18 protein-coding genes are annotated in these 19136 nt (G+C 47.6%); 4 read left to right on the top strand and 14 right to left on the bottom strand.

Going from position 1 to position 19136, the window contains the following annotated elements; genetic code table 11:
• Positions 1-207: 207 nt before the first annotated feature.
• From BTA31_RS09740 to BTA31_RS09725, 4 genes are all read right to left on the bottom strand, one after another.
• Positions 208-3006 (bottom strand): DNA translocase FtsK, encoded by a 2799-nt coding sequence (locus BTA31_RS09740; protein WP_076791140.1) that lies wholly within the window; start codon positions 3004-3006, stop codon positions 208-210.
• Positions 3007-3191: 185 nt separating this feature from the next.
• Complete coding sequence (ytpR, locus tag BTA31_RS09735; protein WP_076791137.1) at positions 3192-3797, bottom strand: YtpR family tRNA-binding protein; 606 nt, start codon at positions 3795-3797, stop codon at positions 3192-3194.
• A gap of 18 nt (positions 3798-3815) precedes the next feature.
• On the bottom strand, positions 3816-4625 hold the full coding sequence (locus BTA31_RS09730) for a DUF1444 domain-containing protein (protein WP_076791135.1): 810 nt from the start codon (positions 4623-4625) through the stop codon (positions 3816-3818).
• Between the two features lie 19 nt (positions 4626-4644).
• Positions 4645-4965: a thioredoxin family protein gene (locus BTA31_RS09725; protein ID WP_003184462.1), complete on the bottom strand. Its 321-nt coding sequence runs from the start codon at positions 4963-4965 to the stop codon at positions 4645-4647.
• Positions 4966-5255: 290 nt separating this feature from the next.
• Here BTA31_RS09725 and BTA31_RS09720 point away from each other — a divergent pair, with 290 nt between their 5' ends.
• Positions 5256-5702: a YtoQ family protein gene (locus tag BTA31_RS09720; RefSeq protein ID WP_020452614.1), complete on the top strand. Its 447-nt coding sequence runs from the start codon at positions 5256-5258 to the stop codon at positions 5700-5702.
• A 52-nt stretch (positions 5703-5754) separates the two neighbouring features.
• Here the strand turns inward: BTA31_RS09720 and BTA31_RS09715 are convergent, their stop codons facing one another.
• A complete protein-coding gene (locus BTA31_RS09715) occupies positions 5755-6828 on the bottom strand; it encodes a M42 family metallopeptidase (RefSeq protein ID WP_043926821.1) in 1074 nt (357 codons plus the stop codon).
• Positions 6829-6964: 136 nt separating this feature from the next.
• Between BTA31_RS09715 and BTA31_RS09710 the strand changes: the two genes are divergently transcribed.
• Positions 6965-7279 carry a PepSY domain-containing protein gene (locus BTA31_RS09710; protein ID WP_020452616.1) on the top strand — a complete coding sequence of 105 codons (315 nt, stop codon included), beginning with the start codon at positions 6965-6967 and terminating at the stop codon, positions 7277-7279.
• 35 nt (positions 7280-7314) lie between these two features.
• Here BTA31_RS09710 and BTA31_RS09705 read toward each other — a convergent pair whose 3' ends face one another.
• The 3 genes from BTA31_RS09705 to trmB all read right to left on the bottom strand — a co-directional run bounded on the left by BTA31_RS09705 (position 7315) and on the right by trmB (position 10667).
• Entirely contained in the window at positions 7315-9012 is a 1698-nt protein-coding gene (locus BTA31_RS09705; RefSeq protein WP_167370606.1) for an NAD-dependent malic enzyme, read from the bottom strand.
• Between the two features lie 72 nt (positions 9013-9084).
• Positions 9085-9930 carry a YtnP family quorum-quenching lactonase gene (locus BTA31_RS09700; protein WP_043926834.1) on the bottom strand — a complete coding sequence of 282 codons (846 nt, stop codon included), beginning with the start codon at positions 9928-9930 and terminating at the stop codon, positions 9085-9087.
• A 95-nt stretch (positions 9931-10025) separates the two neighbouring features.
• Positions 10026-10667, bottom strand: coding sequence for a tRNA (guanosine(46)-N7)-methyltransferase TrmB (gene trmB / locus BTA31_RS09695; protein ID WP_076791130.1), 642 nt, complete (start codon positions 10665-10667; stop codon positions 10026-10028).
• 178 nt (positions 10668-10845) lie between these two features.
• Between trmB and BTA31_RS09690 the strand changes: the two genes are divergently transcribed.
• Entirely contained in the window at positions 10846-11124 is a 279-nt protein-coding gene (locus BTA31_RS09690) for a YtzH-like family protein (RefSeq protein WP_043926818.1), read from the top strand.
• On the opposite strand, the gene BTA31_RS09685 is transcribed toward BTA31_RS09690, so the two are convergent.
• The 5 genes from BTA31_RS09685 to thpR all read right to left on the bottom strand — a co-directional run bounded on the left by BTA31_RS09685 (position 11119) and on the right by thpR (position 16773).
• Positions 11119-11922 (bottom strand): phosphotransferase family protein, encoded by an 804-nt coding sequence (locus tag BTA31_RS09685; RefSeq protein WP_076791184.1) that lies wholly within the window; start codon positions 11920-11922, stop codon positions 11119-11121. The genes BTA31_RS09690 and BTA31_RS09685 overlap by 6 nt on opposite strands.
• 188 nt (positions 11923-12110) lie before the next feature.
• Positions 12111-14243 carry a type I pullulanase gene (gene pulA / locus BTA31_RS09680; RefSeq protein ID WP_076791128.1) on the bottom strand — a complete coding sequence of 711 codons (2133 nt, stop codon included), beginning with the start codon at positions 14241-14243 and terminating at the stop codon, positions 12111-12113.
• Between the two features lie 26 nt (positions 14244-14269).
• Positions 14270-15190 (bottom strand): YegS/Rv2252/BmrU family lipid kinase, encoded by a 921-nt coding sequence (locus BTA31_RS09675; RefSeq protein ID WP_076791125.1) that lies wholly within the window; start codon positions 15188-15190, stop codon positions 14270-14272.
• A 52-nt stretch (positions 15191-15242) separates the two neighbouring features.
• On the bottom strand, positions 15243-16184 hold the full coding sequence (locus BTA31_RS09670; protein WP_076791123.1) for a hypothetical protein: 942 nt from the start codon (positions 16182-16184) through the stop codon (positions 15243-15245).
• Positions 16168-16773, bottom strand: coding sequence for an RNA 2',3'-cyclic phosphodiesterase (gene thpR, locus BTA31_RS09665; protein WP_076791121.1), 606 nt, complete (start codon positions 16771-16773; stop codon positions 16168-16170). Before thpR ends, BTA31_RS09670 begins: the two co-directional genes overlap by 17 nt.
• 139 nt (positions 16774-16912) lie before the next feature.
• On the opposite strand from thpR, the gene cysK reads away from it, so the two are divergent.
• Complete coding sequence (gene cysK / locus BTA31_RS09660; protein WP_043926814.1) at positions 16913-17845, top strand: cysteine synthase A; 933 nt, start codon at positions 16913-16915, stop codon at positions 17843-17845.
• 40 nt (positions 17846-17885) lie between these two features.
• Here cysK and BTA31_RS09655 read toward each other — a convergent pair whose 3' ends face one another.
• A complete protein-coding gene (locus BTA31_RS09655) occupies positions 17886-19076 on the bottom strand; it encodes an MFS transporter (protein WP_043926813.1) in 1191 nt (396 codons plus the stop codon).
• Positions 19077-19136 lie beyond the last annotated feature (60 nt).

The raw sequence follows: 19136 nt of genomic DNA, 5'->3' as shown, positions 1-19136 counted from the left end.
GCAACCTAAAGTCCGGCCGCATCGTTTTCTTCAAAGTCATAATTATATTCAGTATCAGGCATTTTCAAGAGTGAATAAACCTCCTGCGTAAAGGATTTTTTTGAACCCCTTCACGGAAGTGCTCTTAAAAACGGATTAAAACGCCGCTGACGGCGCTTTAATATGCGGCGCTCTAAAAAAACACGCCCATCAGCTATCATACCATGTTTAGCTGAAAAGTGAACTACTTTCTATTAACTGTTCCAGATCAGCCTTTGTAATCAGGACTTCTCTCGGCTTGCTCCCTTTCGCCTCAGAAATCATGCCTTCCCTTTCCATCATATCGATTAATCTGGCAGCTCTGTTATAGCCGATGCGGAAGCGCCGCTGCAGGCTTGAAGTGCTGGCGCTGTTTTGTTCCACGGCAAATTCGCACGCTTCAAGAAACAGTTCATCCTGATCAAATCCGGCCGGATTTTGTCTGACCAATTGTTCCTGTTCAAATAAATAGTTCGGCTCCTGCTGCCGTCTGACATGTGAAACGACACGATCAATCTCCCGGTCGGAAACAAAGTTGCCCTGCAGGCGGAGCGGTTTACCTGAACCGTTCTCCAAGAACAGCATGTCCCCTTTTCCAAGAAGCTTTTCAGCTCCCGCCATATCGATAATCGTTCTTGAATCGACAGCGCTTGAAACAGAAAACGCTATTCTTGTTGGAATATTGGCTTTAATCAAGCCGGTAATGACATCAACTGAAGGCCGCTGCGTCGCAATCAGAAGGTGGATGCCGCACGCTCTTGCTTTTTGTGCGATTCGGCAGATGCTCTCTTCCACTTCATTCGGAGCGACCATCATTAAGTCGGCAAGTTCATCAATCACGACAACAAGATAAGGAAGTTTTTCACCCATATTCTGTTCCCGGACTTTTTCATTAAATCGCTCAATTTCCCGAACACCGGAATGGGCAAATAATTCATAGCGCCGCTCCATTTCCTCGACAACCCATTTTAAAGCGGCAGTTGCCGCCTTTGCATCTGTGATGACAGGGCTGACGAGATGAGGAATTTTATTATACGGAGCAAGCTCCACCATCTTAGGATCGATAAGCAGAAGCTTTACATCCCTCGGCGCCGCTTTAAACAGCAGGCTGACTAAGATCGTGTTGATGCATACGCTTTTCCCTGATCCCGTAGCCCCGGCAATCAAACCGTGGGGCATTTTTTTCAGATCAGCCACGACGGGCTTGCCGGAAATGTCGAGTCCGAGGGCTGCGGTCAGAGGAGACGGATTCGTTCTGAATTCCGAACTTCTGATCATTTCGCGTAAATAAACCATTTTACTGTGCAGATTCGGCACTTCAATTCCGATCGTATTTTTTCCCGGAATCGGTGCCTCGATCCGAATATCTTTCGCTGACAGGCTGAGTTTAATATCATCTGACAGATTTGTAATTTTGTTGACTTTCACTCCGGGTTCAGGATGCACTTCAAACCTTGTCACAGAAGGCCCCTGGGTGACATGAACAACATTTGCTTTGACATTGAAGTTCTCAAGCGTGACGTCCAACAGCTCGCGCTGCTCGTGTATCCAGGCCTGATCATCCTGCTTTTGCGCCGGCGGCACATCAAGCAAAGACATATTCGGGAACTGATACCCTTGAGGCGCTTTTTCTTTTTGTTTATCTGACGCAAGCATCATGACATTAAACGGAACAGAGCCTTTCTTCGATCCCGGAGCGGCTCCTGCTTCCAGCTTCCGCGGAGCTTCAGGCCGACCCTCGTCTGTCCTTGTACTCTCCCGGTTCTGTTCGCTGCTTTCGGCTTCACCCGCGCTTGGCGCTGTCTCTTCCGTTTCCGGTGAAAAAGGTGCCTGCTCTTGTTTCCAGCCAGCCTGGCTGCTTCCGCTTGTTTCTTCAAGAACGTCAGCCGGCGCGTTGGAATCTGTCCGGTTTTTGATATCGGAAGGCCCATCGCTCTGGACGGATATTTCATAGTCGCGGCCATGAGGGTGCGGCTCTTCCGTAACTGAAGCTTCCGGGTCAGGACGCATTTCGCCCGTGCCGTTTGTCTTCCATTGTTCTTCTGTGACGGCTTCTGCATCCTCTGCCGGTTCCATCTCTTCTTCGGTTTCCTCAATCTTATCCAAAAGCTTTTCGATTTGTTCCGGCGTTTGTTGAGCGGGGATTGCTTCTTCTTCCGTCATGTTCCATGATGCGGAGTGTGTCTCTTCTTCAGCTTCATGCCGCAGCGCTTTCTCTTCGGCGAGCCCGGCACTTTGCTCTGGACGGTTTTCCGTTTCTGCCGGGATATGCGTTGAGACAGGGGTTTCTGTTCGTTCGGATTCATGCCGCAGCGCTTTTTCTTCAGCGAGCCCGGCTCCTTCTGTCTTTTGCTCTGGACGGTTTTCCATTTCTTCCGGAATATCCGTGGATGCCGGCGGGACATCTTCGAATTCGGCATGCCATTTCGGATTGCGGCTGTCGCTTTTGATCAGCGGACGGCCGTTCTTTTCAGTTTGCAAGGAAGCTTCTTCTCGTATCGGCTGCTTTTTTTCAACAAACTTCTGCTCTTTTTCAATTTCTTCGTTAAACAGCGTGACACGCGCTTCAGTTTGTTTTTTTGCACGATATGTATGATTTTCCGGCTTGGCCCTTTTCTGTTCATGAAAGCCGTAAACCGGTGATGGGATGACGGACGGCCTAAAAGGCTTTTTCGCCGCTTTCTCTTCATTATGATATGAATTGCCGGGTTTCGGCTGAGAAGCTGAATGCCGGCTTTCCGGGCGGCGGGTCCTTTGTTCGCGGCTGTCATCCTTTTCCCGCGGCCGCGTGTTTTGATCAGGTATAACCGGGAAGCGGAATTTCCCTTTTGGATATTCATATACGACTTTTGCGTCGGATATTTGCGGCATCTCTTCGTCTTCCTCTAAAGATGAATCCGCCTCAAATTCCTCTATGTGCTTTTTTTGTTTTTCATTATCTTCATCATCGCCTAAAAACAGGCCGAACATTTTATTAAACCAGCTCATGAATCATCACTCTCTAACTCCCTTAAATTTTTCGGGGACGGTTTTAAGTATACCACTGCTTCCCCACCCAGAAAAGGACAAGTCCTTCTCAAGCGTCCGCCCTCCCGAATAAAAAAGCCGCCAAGTTTGTCTACCCAGCGGCTTCTTTTTTACATCTATTCGAAAGTTTTGTTCATTTTATGCCGTTAAAATGCAAAGGCTTCTCCTGCTTTACGGCTGTCATCAAGGACAAGAATGCCTTTTTCCTTCGGCGCGTCTGGAAGATTAAGCTCCTTGGCAGAACAAATCATGCCGCTTGACGCCACTCCGCGAAGTTCAGCATCTTTAATGATCATGCCGCTTGGCATCACGGCTCCGACTTTGGCTACGACGACTTTTTGGCCGGCTTCAACATTAGGAGCTCCGCAGACGATTTGCAGCGTTTCGCTCCCTACATTCACTTTGCAGACACTCAATTTATCGGCATTCGGATGCTTTTCTTTTTCTTCGACATGTCCGACCACAAACTTCGGAGAAAGGTCGACGGTCAGCTCGTCTTTCAAACCGTTGCGGACCAGAATTTCATTCACATCTTGGACAAAGGATTCGGAAAGTGCAAGAGCTCCGCTTTCCTCAATGCTCAAATATGAGGAGGCATTAAAAATGTTATAGCCTGCTGTTTCCTTTGTGTCTTTGTGAAAAATTTTCACGACGTCTCCGTACCGCTCAAAAGCGATCTCTTCGCGCGGAATATCGTTCAATGAGATGAGCAGCGTATCGCCTACGCCTTCTGGATTATAAAATGCGTTCATGAGAAAAATTCCTTTCTATCATTTCTTTTCAGGGCGGTTTTTAGCCAGAATAAAGATCGGTTCAAGCTTTCCATCCTCATACAGGAAAGAAAGCGCAGTGATCGGCACTGTTCCGTTTGCAAAAAAGCTCATCGACATTTGCCCGAGAATATCGTATCCGGCATTGTTGCGGATGTCGGCAATAATCAGCACATCCTGGTGAGGGATTGACACGGCGAGGGTCCCTTCCGCGCTTTTCTCATACTCTGCGAGAATCGATTCGTTCAACACCCTGCTGGCGTCATAGCCGTCATTTGCTCTGAAAAAGTAGAAGTGATTGCCGGCGACTGCGTCTTCTTTGACAACGGTCTGGAGCGAGCGAAGGTTAAAGGAAGCCGTTTCCCGAATCCTTTCCTTTGTCCAGCCCTCTTTTTCAAGCATTTTTTCATCGATCAGCCGGTATGTGTTGCCAAGGTCGAGCGCATAGTAAATTCGTGTTTCAGCCGTGTGGCCGTCAAAAACCAAGGGAACGCCTGCGCTGGACTTCTCGGGAAAAGAAGTCGAGCGGATGACGGGATAGATCAGACTTTCCCGCCCTTCCATTTCCTGCGACTGACCTTTCATGGCATTGAGCGCTTCCTCAGTATAATAGACGACTTCGTCAATCGCATCATCTTTTTTCTGCTCCCATTTGGCGATGATCCCGGGGAGCTCGAGTGTAATGCCTTTTCCAGTGTTTTTATCCTCGATTCTCAAGCTGTCTTTTTCCCTGTCGAAATGAAAGGACCAGTTGTCATTTTGCAAACGTTTTTTTAATATATCGGAAAGTTTCCTTGACGTCATTTTCATAGGTGAACTCTCCTTTCGGCTACTTATTCAGTGAATCTGTCAAAAATTGCTCGATTTCCTCTTTCGTTTTCCGGTCTTTGCTGACGAAGCGGCTGATTTCATTCCCTTCTTTAAATACGAGGAAGCTTGGGATTCCGAAAATGTCCCACTCCGCGCACGTATCAATAAATTTGTCGCGGTCAACATAATAGAATGTAAATTCCGGATAGTTCGCTTCAAGCTCGGGCAAAAACGGTTCTACAAAACGGCAGTCCGGGCACCAGTCAGCCGAAAACATCAACAAGGATAAATCGTCTTTCACAACTTTTTGCAATTCTTCATTCGTCTCGATCGTTTTCATCACTCAACGCCTCCAATATATGTTCTTATCATCCATTCGGATCATACCAGACAACCGGCTCTATAGCCAGCCTTTTGCTGTCCACCGGCTTTTTTAAAAGATGGACGATTCTTTATGTATCTTACCCGTTTTAAAAAGGGAAAATCTTAACGATCCGCTCCTCCTTCATATCATAAGCATATTTTTTTTGCTTTATCAAGCCATTCTCGTTTAACATGGTAAGTAATGGGGTAAAAATATCCGTTAAGGCGCCTTGCGCCGTGATCTTATGACAGTCAGGAGGAACATGTATGGAATTTATCGTTTATCTTGCCGGAGAAATACATAGCAATTGGCGTGAAGAAGTGAAGGAAAAAGCAAAATCGCTCAAGCTGCCGATCACATTTGTCGGACCGATGGAAAATCACGACCGCTCCGACAACATCGGTGAAGAAATTATGGGCAAGCAGGCTGATTCGATCGCAAAGGATGATGCAGCCTCGGATTTGAACAATTTTAGAACTTCCGTTTTAATGAACAAGGCGGATGTGGTCATCGCTCTTTTCGGGGAAAAATACAAGCAATGGAACACGGCAATGGATGCATCATACGCGATCGCCAAAGGCAAACCGCTGATCATCATCCGACCTGAGTCACTCCATCATCCGTTAAAAGAACTGTCAAACAAAGCGAACATTACTGTAGAAACCGTAAATCAGGCAATTAAATCGTTGTCATACGTATTTGAAAGCCGTTAGTTGTTTTTTCAAAAAGAACCCCTGTGCGTAAAGCTGCACAGGGGTTCTTTGTTTAATCATTTCTCAATATCGACTGTACGGCAGAACTGTCGCAAGCTTTGACAAGCTTGATCAACAATTCTTTTGCAGCAAGGTAGTCATCAACGTGGATAATGGAAGCAGATGTATGGATGTATCTTGAACAAATACCGATCACAGCCGAAGGAACGCCTTCATTTGAGATGTGAACACGGCCGGCATCGGTTCCTCCCGGGGAAACAAAATATTGATACGGGATGTCATTTGTCTCTGCCGTATCCAGCACAAAATTTCTCATTTCGCTGTGCGTCACCATGGTCCGGTCAAAAATCCTCAACAGCACCCCTTTGCCAAGCTGGCCAAATTGATTTTTGTCGCCGCTCGCATCGTTTGCCGGACTTGCATCAAGCGCGAAAAACAAGTCAGGCTGTATCATATTGGCCGCAGTTTGCGCGCCTCTTGTCCCGAGCTCTTCCTGGACGGTCGCGCCTGAGTAAAGAGTGTTCGGAAGTTCTGTTCCCTGCATTTCTTTCAGCAATTCGATGCTGAGTCCGCAGCCGTAGCGGTTATCCCATGCTTTCGCAAGGATCTTCTTTTCATTTGCCATCGGAGTAAACGGACAGATCGGCACGATTTGCTGGCCTGGTTTGACACCGATGCGTTCGGCATCTTCCCTGTCATCCGCACCGATATCAATCATCATGTTTTTGATATCCATCGGACGTCTCCTCTGCTCATCTGTCAAAAGATGAGGAGGCGTGCTCGCGATAACGCCGGGGATCGGGCCGTTGTCCGTATGGATTTCCACCCGCTGGGCCAATAAAACCTGGCTCCACCAGCCGCCCAGCGTTTGAAATCGAAGCAGGCCGTTGTCTGTGATTGATGTAACCATAAATCCCACTTCATCCATATGGCCGGCCACCATGATTTTCGGGCTGCCTTCCGGTCCATGTTTAACCCCGAACACGCTACCAAGTCTGTCCTGGATGATCTCATCAGCATATTTTTCAAGCTCTTTTTTCATGAAACGACGGACAAGATGTTCGTTTCCCGGAGCGCCGGGGAGCTCCGTCAGCGTTTGAAAAAGCGTTCTCGTTTCCTGATTCATCTGTTTCCCTCTTTTCTTATGTATCTCTCTACATTTTACATAAGTGTGCGATGTGTTTCCAGAAGAGAGCCCATCCTTAACACGGACGGACATGTTCTGTATAATGAAAAAAACAAGCTTTGGAGGTGCTGAAAAGATGAAACTGCGCCATTTTCTTCTTGGGGCCGGCATCGGCATTGCCGCGGCCGTTGTTGTCAAACAATATGTCATGCAGCCTTACATTTCTTCTGAAAAAGCGCTGCGCATCGTCAAGTCCGCTTTTAAACAGAGAGGCCCGATCGACGGTTCATGGATATATACCGTTCCGGAAGCCTATACCGTAAACGGCGAAACCGTCATGGTGTACAAAACAGGCATTACCCGTTCCGCTTTCGGAGAGCTTGAACAGTACGAAGTCATGGTTGATGCAAAAACAGGCATGATCGTAGATGTGATTGATACCGCAGCATAGCATCAAAAAAATGCGGCCAGAAATGGCCGCATTTTTTATATGGCGCGAATCGGCCGGTAGACCGGATGCCACATCGCATCCTGCACCGCTTGAATCACATCGTCCGGCTCATTTTCTGCAACTCCGTCTTCTATGGCTGCTTTGATGACAGCCGTTGCTACGGTTGCGGAAACCGTGCGCAAATCCTCTACCTCCGGAAGAAGCGCGGCGCCGGGCCGGGCGGTATCAACCATGCCCGCGATCGCAGCTGCGCTGGCGTAAAACATGTTGTCCGTAATCAGCGTTGCTTTTGATACGAGCGTTCCGAGCCCAAGGCCGGGGAATACAAAGGCATTATTCGCCTGGCCGATCGCATAACGGGTGCCGTTGTATTCCACAGGCGCAAACGGGCTTCCAGTGGCGACGAGCGCCCGCCCTTCCGTCCATTTGATCAAATCTTCAGGCCTTGCTTCAGATAACGGCGTCGGATTGGACATCGGGAATATAGCCGGCCGTTTCACATGCTTTGCCATTTCTTTTACGATTTCTTCTGTAAATGCGCCCGATACAGTCGAGGTTCCAATCAAAATGGTAGGCTGCACTTTTTTAACCACTTCGAGCAGATCGATTGTATCCCCCGGGCCGTTCCGGCTGAAGTCTTTTACCTCGTCAGCAGGCCTTGCATACAGCTGTTGAATGTCCTGCAAGTCGTTCATATCATCTGTCAGCAAACCGTTCCGGTCAACACACCAAAAACGGCGGTATGATTCCTCTTCCGACACTCCCTCTTGAACGAGAGCGGCGCGAATTTGCTCAGCGTTGCCGATCCCGGCCGTCCCTGCTCCGAATATGACCATTTTATGATCCTTTAGCGGCATTTTGGATATTTTGACGGCCGCAAGCACCGCTGCGAGGGTTACTGCTCCCGTGCCTTGAATGTCATCGTTAAAGGTGCAAATTTTGTCTTTGTATTTTTTCAAAATCTGACGTGCGTTCTGCGTTCCGAAATCTTCCCAGTGCAGCAAAACGCCTGGAAACGTCTCGGTTGTGATTTGAACGTATCGATCAATAAACGATTCATAACGCTCACCCCTGATCCTGGAATGCTGATTCCCGACATAAAGCGGATCATTGAGAAGCCTTTCCTGGTTTGTCCCCGCATCAATGACTACGGGCAGAACCCTGTTAGGATCGATGCCCGCAGCCGCAGTATAAACGGCAAGCTTTCCGATCGAAATGGCGATACCGCCGACTCCCCAATCCCCAATTCCGAGAATTCCTTCAGCATCAGTGGCCACAATTAAATCGATCCGGCTTCTTTTAGCGGCCAGATTTTCAAATGCCGTTTTCATACCTTCAGGGTCATTAACCGACAAAAACAGCCCCCGCGGTTTTCTGTATTCATGGCTGTATTGCTGTATTGCCGTTCCGACAGTCGGGGTATAAACAATCGGCAGCATTTCTGTCATATGGTCGTTCAGAAGCCTGTAGAACAGCACTTCATTTCGATCGTGAAGCGCTGTTAAATAGACGTTTTTGCTCAAGTCATCAGGCTGTGATTGGAACTGTTTATACGCCCGTTTTGCCTGTTCTTCGAGCGTCAGCACCTTGGGAGGAAGCAATCCTGTCAAGCCGAGAGCTTCCCTTTCCTCCGGAGGGAAGGCGACCCCTTTATTCAACAGGGGAGTCGCAAGGACTTCAAATCCTCTTAATCGCGTCTCGATCACTTGTTCATTCAGTTTATTGTGGCTCACCCGTCGTCTTCCTTTCAAATGTTAGTTACCATTAGGATGGATAACAACAAAGCAAACCATTCACCAAAATAACTAGCGCCTTTCTCTTTTTACTGACTCTCCAATATCGCCGTTTTCATCCCATTTTAAAGCTCTGTAAAGGGCATCATGGTAAAAAATGTACCAGGCGTTTTTCTCGGCGGCCTTCGCCTGCCATGCTTGCTTCGCAGCAATCGATGTCATCGGATAATCGTCGTACGCCAGCACCCAGAGAGGATTTTGATGGGCATGCGTCGGCATAATGTCAGCCATATGCAGGGCCGTTTCACCGGCATCTTCGAGAACGATCACGGAATGGCCGTCGCTGTGGCCGCCTGTATGATACATCGTGATTCCGGGCAAAACTTCAAGCTTCTCGTCGAAGGTTCTCACTTGATGCTGAACAGCTTCCCAGTTTTCTTTCCAATATGTATTTTTTGAGCGGATATTCGGATTTCTCATCTCTTCCCATTCGATCGCAGACGTGTAAATCGCTGCATTCGGAAACACGGAAACAAGGCTTTCTCCCTCATAGCGCGTCAATCCGCATGCATGGTCAAAATGGAGATGTGTCATCAGAACGGCGTTGATATCTTCCGTTGAGAGCCCGAGTGCTTTTAACGAGTCATCAATTGACGATTCTTCGGTGACCCCGTAATTTCGTTTTTGCTTATCCGTCAGTTTGCCGCGCCCGATACCGGAATCAATCAGCAGATTCGTGCCGTCTTTCTGCACAAGTATAGGGTCTGTTCTAAGTTCGATTTGATTTTTCTCATTGGCGTCATACTTTTTTGACCAAAGCGGCTTGGGAACAACGCCGAACATAGCGCCTCCGTCCATGTGCGTGACGCCTCCGTTCAGCCATGTCAGCTTGATTCGTCCGATTGTTAAAGTTTCCATGATCATCCCTCCTCCTCCTATCGTAGCAAAAAATACAACTTGAATCAGCTTCATTTGAAAGCAAAAAAACAGACCGCAGGAAGCAGTCTGTTTTTTTATGTTCGCCATTCAGCTTCGACTCTGTAGATCGGCTGGCCTTTAGCGGCGAACTTTTCTTCGTATTCGGTCATCACATTTCCTTCAAATTCGCTTTGATGCAGGTCAAGGCTGACGAACGTCAAAACGAGTCCGTATTCGGAAAAACTGGTGAGAGAGTACTCAAATAACCCGCGGTTATCGGTTTTAAAATGAATCGCTCCCTTGCCTCCGAGCACCTGCTCATACTTTTTCAAAAACGCTTGATTGGTCAGACGGCGCTTTTCATGGCGCTTTTTCGGCCACGGGTCGGAAAAGTTCAAATAGACCCGGTCGACCTCCCCGTCTGCAAAAACGTCTGAAAGCATATTGGCATTGATGTTCAAAAGCTTTACATTCGGCGCCTCTGCCTGCTTTACTTTATCAACAGCGGTTACGATGACGCTTTTAAATAGTTCGATTCCGATATAGTTTACATCCGGGTTTTGCAGGGCCATTCCTGAAATAAATTGCCCTTTTCCGGTTCCTACTTCGATGCGGATCGGGTTGTCATTTCCAAAAACGGAATGCCATTTCCCTTTGTATTGAGACGGCTCGCTGATCACAATATGAGAGTTTTCAGCCAGGTAGTCATCCGCCCAAGGCTTGTGACGCATTCGCATGTACTTACACCTCTATCTGTTATATCGTCTTACAACATACCATGAAATGCGGGAATCCCGCAAGGCTCTTCCAAAGCAAAAAAGACCGAAGATCGGCCTCCGGGCTTTCGCGTATAAATTACAGCTTTCTGAACATTTTAATCCATATACTCCGAGAATGAAGGGAAGTGCCAATATTATGGGCTTAAATCAGCAAAATCAGATTCATCTATTAAAAGACATTCTCTCAGACCATCAAGCGGACTGCACCGGAACCGTCGCTGAATGCGAACAGCTGGAGCGGATTATCAAGTCTTTAATGGCAAATACGAATCTTGACGCCGGCTTGAAAGGCGTTTTGGAAGACATTTATTTGTACAGCCAGAGGGGAAGATCGTCCGCTTCGATCAACAACCACATTCAGGAGCACCAGGATCATCTTACACAATGGGTGGAAGATATCGACTCATTTTCATGAAGATCCGGCGAGACGCTCCATCAATGCGTGCAGCTGTTCCAGCCCCTGGTGAAAGCCTTCCTGATTGCCTTTCGCTTTTTGCCAGAGTGTTGTCATTGTCTTTTCCGCCAATACGTACCAGGCCATTCTCAGCCTGAGATTATCCGTTAACGAAGAGCCGTAGCGTTCGAGCCAGCTCCCCCATTCCCGCTCTTCAACGTAATGATAAAGAAGCGGCCCCAAATCGATCGCGGGGTCTGCAATCATCGCTCCATCCCAATCGATTAAATAAAGCTGGTTCTGATCTGTAAGAAGCCAATTGTTATGATTGACATCGCAGTGACAGACGACCTTTTCTCCAGACTGAACATCTTTCAGATGGTGCTCCAGATATAAAAGGGCTTGGTCCAGCTGCGGTATCGGATATTGCCGGGCCTGGATAAACTGCTTCAATTGAGTGATTACAGAGCTTGGCTGAAAAGGCTGTTTGCCGAGTCTCTTCAGCATGTCTAAAAGCTCTTTGGAGCTGTGAATTTTCCGAAGCATCTCAGCCACCGCCTGGCTGTTCATATCCTTCGGCTTCAGCTCTCTTCCCTTGAGCCAGTGCTGTGCCGTAATCACATCCCCGTTTTCCATTCGTTTTGTCCAAACGAGCTTAGGAACAATTCCTTCCGCGGACAGGACAGCCAAAAAAGGAGAGCTGTTGCGCTTTAAAAAAAGCTGCTGTCCATTATGTTCTGCATAATATGCGTCTCCTGTAGCTCCTCCTGCGGGGGAAATCTCCCATTCGCTACCTAGTAATTGTCCCAACCAGTTCATATCGATTTTCAACCCATCATTTCATTAAAAGATTTTAAAAAGCATCTGCTCCCTAGAGCGGGCAGCAAACCGCTTGTATTGTCGTCTCTTTATATTCAAATAAAAAGACGGCTATTGAGAGTCATTTGTGCTAAACAATAGCCGTCTTTTAAATTTTAGCGCTAGACGCCAAACTTCGTCAAGCAAAACTAAAAAATCCCTTTTGGTTCATATAAAACATAGGTCCCGATGCCGTTCAGCCGAAGCCTTTTTTCCGTTTGAACCTGCCCATTGAAGAACGTAAAAGGATCGCAGTGCAGCAAGTACTGTTTCTGATCGGGCAGCTCAAGCGTCTCCATTTTTGCAAATGGACAATGCACCACTATGATTTCGTTCCATGGATCAAATGCTGCAATGTTCTTCAGCTTGTAAGCCGCCACCTCTCCTGTGCCGCTCATAAAAGAAAGATGTTCCTTGACTTCCTCCTCTTTTTGCAGACGAAAGGCGGGATGGCTTCTCCGCAGCCGGATCAGCTGGCGCACATATTCGACATCCTCACAAAGCTCCGCCCGCTTTTCCCAATCGAGCCTGTTGATGTCATCTCCCGACCTGTAGCTGTTGCTGTCCCCATTCTTTGTTCGGCAAAATTCCTGCCCGGCGTGAATAAATGGAACCCCTTGTGAAAGCAGGACGATTGACAACGCGAGCCTTTGCCTGAGACGTTTGGAGTACGCATCTTCTTCCGAACAGAAGGCTATTTTATCCCAAAATGTATGATTGTCATGGCACTCCACATAATTGATTGACTGTGCTGGCGGCAAGAATCCGGGTGAACCGGCAATACCGTGCTGAAGCGCCGCTTTTTTCCCTGTGTCCCCTAACGCATATCCGCGGTCACTAAGCTCAAATGTGCTCCCTTTGACTGCGTTTCTGAACCGATCATTAAAAAAGCCGACCGCCGGAACTTTTCCGGCATTTTGCAATGTTGCTTTTTGCCCGCTCTCAAGCGGGGTATTTAAATCCCAGCCTTCTCCGAACAGGAGCACGCCCGGCTTCACATTCTCGGCAAGCTTGCTGATTTGGCGGACGGTTTCAATATCAAGAATGCCCATTAAATCAAAACGAATGCCGTCGATATCATATTCTTCCAGCCAATAGCGGACAGAATCGAGGATATATTTTCGCACCATCAGCCGCTCAGAAGCAATATCATTTCCGACGCCCGATCCATCGGATGGAAAACCGTATTCATTATGTCTGAAAAAATAACCGGGAACCGTTTTTTCAAAAGGGGACGTTTCCCTCTTGTACACATGATTATATACGGCATCCATGATCACGGAGAAACCGTGTTTGTGCAGCGACTGAATCATCGTTTTCAGCTCGGTGATTCTGCTTTTGGGATTCTGCGGATCGAGTGAATAGCTTCCTTCAGGTGCATGAAAGTGAATCGGGTTATAGCCCCAATTATAAGATTGATCAGGAGCAAGCTCGTCAACTCCGGCAAAATCGTGAAAGGGCAGAACCTCGATGTGGGTGACGCCGAGCTCTTTCAAATAGGCAATTCCCGTTGAGAAGCCGCCGGACGTTTCAGTTCCGTCCTCTGTAAAAGCAAGATATTTGCCTTTATGGCGCATACCGCTGTCTTCATGAATCGAGAAATCGCGGATGTGAACCTCATATATAACCGCATCGCACGGACTGTGAAGGCTTGGCGCACGGTGTTTTTCCACCTTGACTTCATCAGGATCTAATACAACGCCTTTTTCCCCGTTTGCCGTTACGGCTTTTGCATAAGGATCGACTGTCAGTAACGGCGTCCCATTTACATAAAGCTCGTATAAATAGGACCAGCCGTTCAAATCGCCTTCGACCGTTACCTCAAAAACACCTTTTTTTCTGCGCATCATTTGAAAAGTATTTGTTTGAAGCGAATCAGGGCTCTCCAGCTTGATCGCTGCCGTACTCGCGGTCGGCGCCCATACCTTAAATAAAGTACGCTCTTTTGAATAAAAAGCGCCGAGACGGCCGTCATAAAAAAAAGCCTTGTCAAACGCCGCACTTCTCGTAACAGAGCCGATTTGCAGGTCTGTCCAGACGCTTTCTTCACAGCATACTTTGTGAACTCTTCCGAACGGAACGGTGCGGCTGCTTTCGAGAATATACTTAAATTGTTCCTCAAGCTCCTCCGTCGCTTTTACCGAAATCTCTATCCTCTCTCCTTGATCATCTTCAAGAAAAAAAGGGGGGGTGCAGCTTGACGCATGGCTCTTCGGAACTAAAACAGTGATCGTTCTCATTTCATCGAGATAAGCTTCAAACGGGCGGCTGATACCCGGCATCTCAGTCTCTCCTTCATTCGAAAGATTTATGCTCTTAACCGAAGGGATTCGGTCCCTGTTTTAATGAAAACGGGCGCCCAGCCGATCACCTCTCCATCCGCTTGAAAGAGCACCCGCTCATTCGTATGAAAATAGATGTCTTTCGTCTTAAATGCCGTAACACCGTTTTTGCCGACATGTTTGCCGAATATCATCGCAAACAAGAGGCCGGCTTTCTTCAAGACGGGCAGGTCTTCAATAATGATCACGTCTAAAAGCTCATCCCGCGGATTCGCGTTCGGTGCGATCTTCATTCCTCCGCCATAGTAAGGGTGATTTGAAACCGACGCAAACCAGATTTTTTTAAACGTACGCTTGTCATCCCCGTTCTCATACGATAGAACAAACGGTTTAAACGTAAACGCCGTAACAAAGAAAATCAGCGGCTGAATCAAATGATTCAGCCTGAGAGCAGCCGTCCATTTCGGCAAAGCAGTCACCTTTTTGACGGCGCAGGCATCAAATCCTAGGCTGAGATGATTGGCAAAATAAAGTTCGTTTTCACTGTCTTTCGTATGAAAGCTACCGAGGGCATAGGTCCGGGTCAGCGATTGCCCTTTTCGCTTCATTTCTTTGATGACATTCGATTTTTTCACGGTAAAGCCGCGTTTAAAATCATTGCTTAAGCCTGACGGGATGACGCTCAGCTGAATGTCCCGCAAGCTGACCAAGCCATTGAGCACTTCATGGACGGTTCCGTCCCCGCCGATCACCAGCAGGCGCTTCAGCCTGTCATCCTGCATTGTTGATATTTGCCTTGCCAACACTTCAGCATGCCCGGGATGCTGAGTCATAAACGAGCGGTACGATATATTTGCCTTTTGGAGGTCTTTCTGCAGTGATTTCCATACTCTTAAGGCCGTCGAGTTTCCCGCCTTTGGATTTATGATGATATACCAATCGCTCATGATTCCATTCTCCATTTTATAGTATGAAAAAGCCGGGATAACGTTCTGGCGGTCAGCTCAGCCATTCCTGTCTCCGCATCGAGTCGGAGACGCCGTGCGACAACAGAATTTTCGCCGTTTTCAGCTGCTGGCTTTTAATCGGGGCGAAGTTCTTTTGCTGTTTCTCCAGCCACTCTTTCCAGTGTCTCTTGTCGCAAATGCCGATTCCGTACGGGGGTTCCGGATAATCGATGTACGATGTCCGGCTGACGATGACTTTGCGCACAGGCAGTTCGATCCCCGATCCCTTTAACAAACCGGAAAGAACCGTGCCTGTCCTGAGAAGCTCGACAGCCGGATTTAACAGTGACCGTTCCCTGCCCCTTACCGTTTTTTCTTTCCAAAAACGATCTTTAGAACCGATAAATGCGCTGTCCCTCTCACCTTCAAGAAATGACATACAGTAGATCTCAAGAGGCGTGAGAATCAAGACGCTGAGCTCTACCGCAGCCTGATTCACCTGCAGCACCGGCCGATACATGATGAAATATGAATCCGGCAGCTGCTGTGCCAAAATGTGCAGGATTTTATCGCTTTTTATTTCCCGGGAAAGTCTGGATATGTCAGAGATTGTCGAGCTTGCCCATTTCAGCTGAAACTCGTACACGTATTCTTTAAAAAACGACGCGAGTTCTTCCCCTGCCGCAGGAATTCTTGCGATCAAGCTTTCATCCGTTTCTCCGTCCAGTCCGTTAAACCATTCATCGGCTTCTTTTCCTTTATTAATATCGGATGCTTCTTTTTTTCTCTTTAATGTAAATGTATTCTTTCTTTTTCCGACCGTTTCATCACCGGCGGCTCCTTTATCGTGGTGAAAGCTTTCTTTCTTTTTTTCAGCCATCTCTTTAATTGACTGCCAGCGCTGCTTTTTCAGGCGGATAAACTGGTTTATATAATGATAAGGATCCTGTTCATATCTTGAAATACAGTCCTGTATTTTAATAATCTGTGCCATCTGCGTTCATCTCCGAATCTTGCTTTTCTGCAGCCGGCCGTTCGCCGAAATGGAAAACGGCTTGATGCTCGTATTTGGGAAGCCTGTCTAAATGGGTTTGAAAAATGGTGAAATGCCGGGCTGTAAATGACAACTCGTCTTCAAGCGGCTTCAGGCGGCCGTTAAAAGAGGCCGACCCATTCCACTTTCTGGCGACCGTCACATGTGGATGAAAAGGCCGTTTTTCAATATCAAAGCCCGCCTCATCTGCAGCATGCTTCACCCGTTCCCTCACCTGAAAGAGAGCGGCTGAGTATTCCGGTTCTACATGAAGAATTCTCGGTTCTGACGGCTTGCCGAACGTTCCGAAACGTTTCAAGGCAATCTGAAACGGAGCCGTCTCATCGGAGATCAGCTTGAGGCTTTCAGCGAGCATAGCCAGCTGCTCCTCTTCAGCAGAGCCGAGGAACACGAGGGTGATGTGGTAATCCAAAGGATGCACCCATCTATGAAAAGAAAATTCCGGACGGCTGCTGACCGTGTGATAAAGCGGCTCACTAAGCTCCGCCGGAATTGGAATTCCAATAAAGTAATGCGGTTTGACTGACATATGTATGGCTTCCTCCTCATTCGTCTTCTCTATATTTTAACAAAAAATATAAGGACTTATAACCTCTCTATTTTCCACTTTCCAAGGCCTTATGATAGGATATTGACAGAACCATGTTTTTTAGAAAGGGTGCACAGTCGTGAGAGCCGTTCAAAATATTGCAGAATTAATCGGGGAAACGCCCCTTGTCAAGTTGAACCGCGTTCAGCCCGAAAACGCGGCCCAAGTTTATATCAAGCTTGAATCTTTTAATCCGAGCGGAAGCGTGAAAGACCGCGCGGCCTACCAAATGATCCTGGATGCCGAAGAAAAAGGCCTGCTGAAACCGGGTTCAACCATCATCGAACCGACGAGCGGGAACACCGGCATCGGCCTTGCGATGAACGCGGCGGCAAGGGGCTACAAAGCCATTCTTGTCATGCCTGATACGATGACAAAAGAGCGGATCAATCTTCTGAAAGCGTACGGGGCTGAAGTTGTCCTGACGCCCGGGGACGAAAGAATGCCAGGCAGCATCAAAAAAGCACAGGAGCTCGCTCGGCAAATCCCAGGCAGCTTTATTCCGATGCAGTTTGATAATGAAGCCAATCCGGAGGCTCACCGGAGATCAACCGCTCTGGAAATTGCCCGGGCAATAGAAGAAATCGGCAAACCGCTCGCCGCATTTGTTGCAACAGCAGGTACAGGCGGAACGATTACCGGAACAGGCGAAAAGCTGAAAGCGTTATTTCCGGGAATAACCGTTCACGTGGCAGAACCTGCAGGATCGCCTGTTTTATCCGGCGGCAAACCTGGAAAACACAAGCTCGTCGGGACAAGTCCGGGATTTATTCCAAACATTTTAAACGAAAACGTCTATGACGAAATCTTAAAGATCAAGGACGAAGAAGCCTACGAGATGACGCGCAGATTGGCGCGGGAAGAAGGAATCCTTGTCGGCCCTTCTTCTGGAGCCGCTTGCTTTGCTGCTGTTGAAACGGCCAAAAAGCTCCCTCCCGACAAAGTGGTCGTCTGCATGACAGCCGATACAGGGGAACGCTATTTATCAAGCGATTTATTTCAATTTAATTAAGAGAGAAAAGCCTGATTTCTGTTTTGAAACCAGGCTTTTTTCATGAAGAAACCGATGACTGCACGGCTGCCGTCTTTTTTGAAAAGGTGTTGATCATCACGAACAACAGGAAAGAAAGAGAAGATAAAACACCGAAGAACAAATAGACGGACAGCGCTGAATAGCGTTCATAAATCAGCCCGCCGGCAAATGTACAAAACCAGTTGCCAAAACCGTTTCCGACGGCTGTGTACAGACTGATCGCTGTAGCGCCCAAATGGCCGGGAGCCAGCTTTCTTACGTATTGCAGCGCGGCCGGGATAAACAATCCGATGGAAAAGCCTTGTACAATACATGTCGCATAAACGAACGGCAGCGACGGCATGATGTAGTAAAAAAGCCAGCGAAGCGAGGAAATGAGAACCGCAAACAGCAGTACCCTTTCTATTCCAAACCGTTGAATCAAGCGGTTCGCGGCTTTCATAAAAGGCGCTTCACTGCCGGCAGCGACCAAAAACGCGATCCCCACTCCCGCAAGCGTGCCTCCGATTTCATTGATATAGATGCCAAAATAAATGTTATGAGCAAGTGTAGGTCCCATCATCAAAAAGGCGGCAAGCAAAAAGATCAAATACTTTCTGATTTTGAATAACTCTTTGATCCCGCTCTTCAAATCGACCTTCATCGCTTTATTTTCTTTCGGAAGCCTGTGAGCAAATAAAGCTGAGGCGATCAGGAACAAAGTAAACGTATAAAAAATAACGGAAAGATGAAAAATTTCAGCAAGCCTGCCCATCACAAAAACGGCGGCGGCAAAGCCAAGGGCTCCCCACAGCCGAATCGATCCGTAGGGGATTTTTGATTTTTCAGAAAAACTAACCGCTATGCTGTCGGACAGCGGGACGATGGCGCTTTGAAAAGCAGCAAGAAAAATCATCGCGAGAAGCAGCCATTCATATGATTTGAAAAGTGAGAACAAAAAGGCAAATAAAGCCGTCAACAGTAAAGCCATCGTCAAAAGCACGGTAGGCTTTCTCGTTAAATCGCTCATGATTCCCCAGACAGGCTGGATGAAAATCATGACAACGGGGCTGATCGACAAGATCAGGCCGATTTGCCCGCCTGACAAATGAACGGCATCTTTTAAATACACGGAAAGAAGCGGATAAAACGCCCCGTAACCGAAAAAGAACAAAAAATAAAATGAATAAAACCGTTTCCTCACATGAAGCAATTCCTTTTCCTGCTTCAAAAAGCCCCTCTCCTCTCGGACGCCTGTACGCACCTTTACTATATTCGTTATCCTTGAAAA

The organism is Bacillus haynesii, from assembly GCF_001969855.1.
GTDB lineage: Bacteria > Bacillota > Bacilli > Bacillales > Bacillaceae > Bacillus > Bacillus haynesii.
This window is presented reverse-complemented; position numbering and strand designations above follow the sequence as displayed.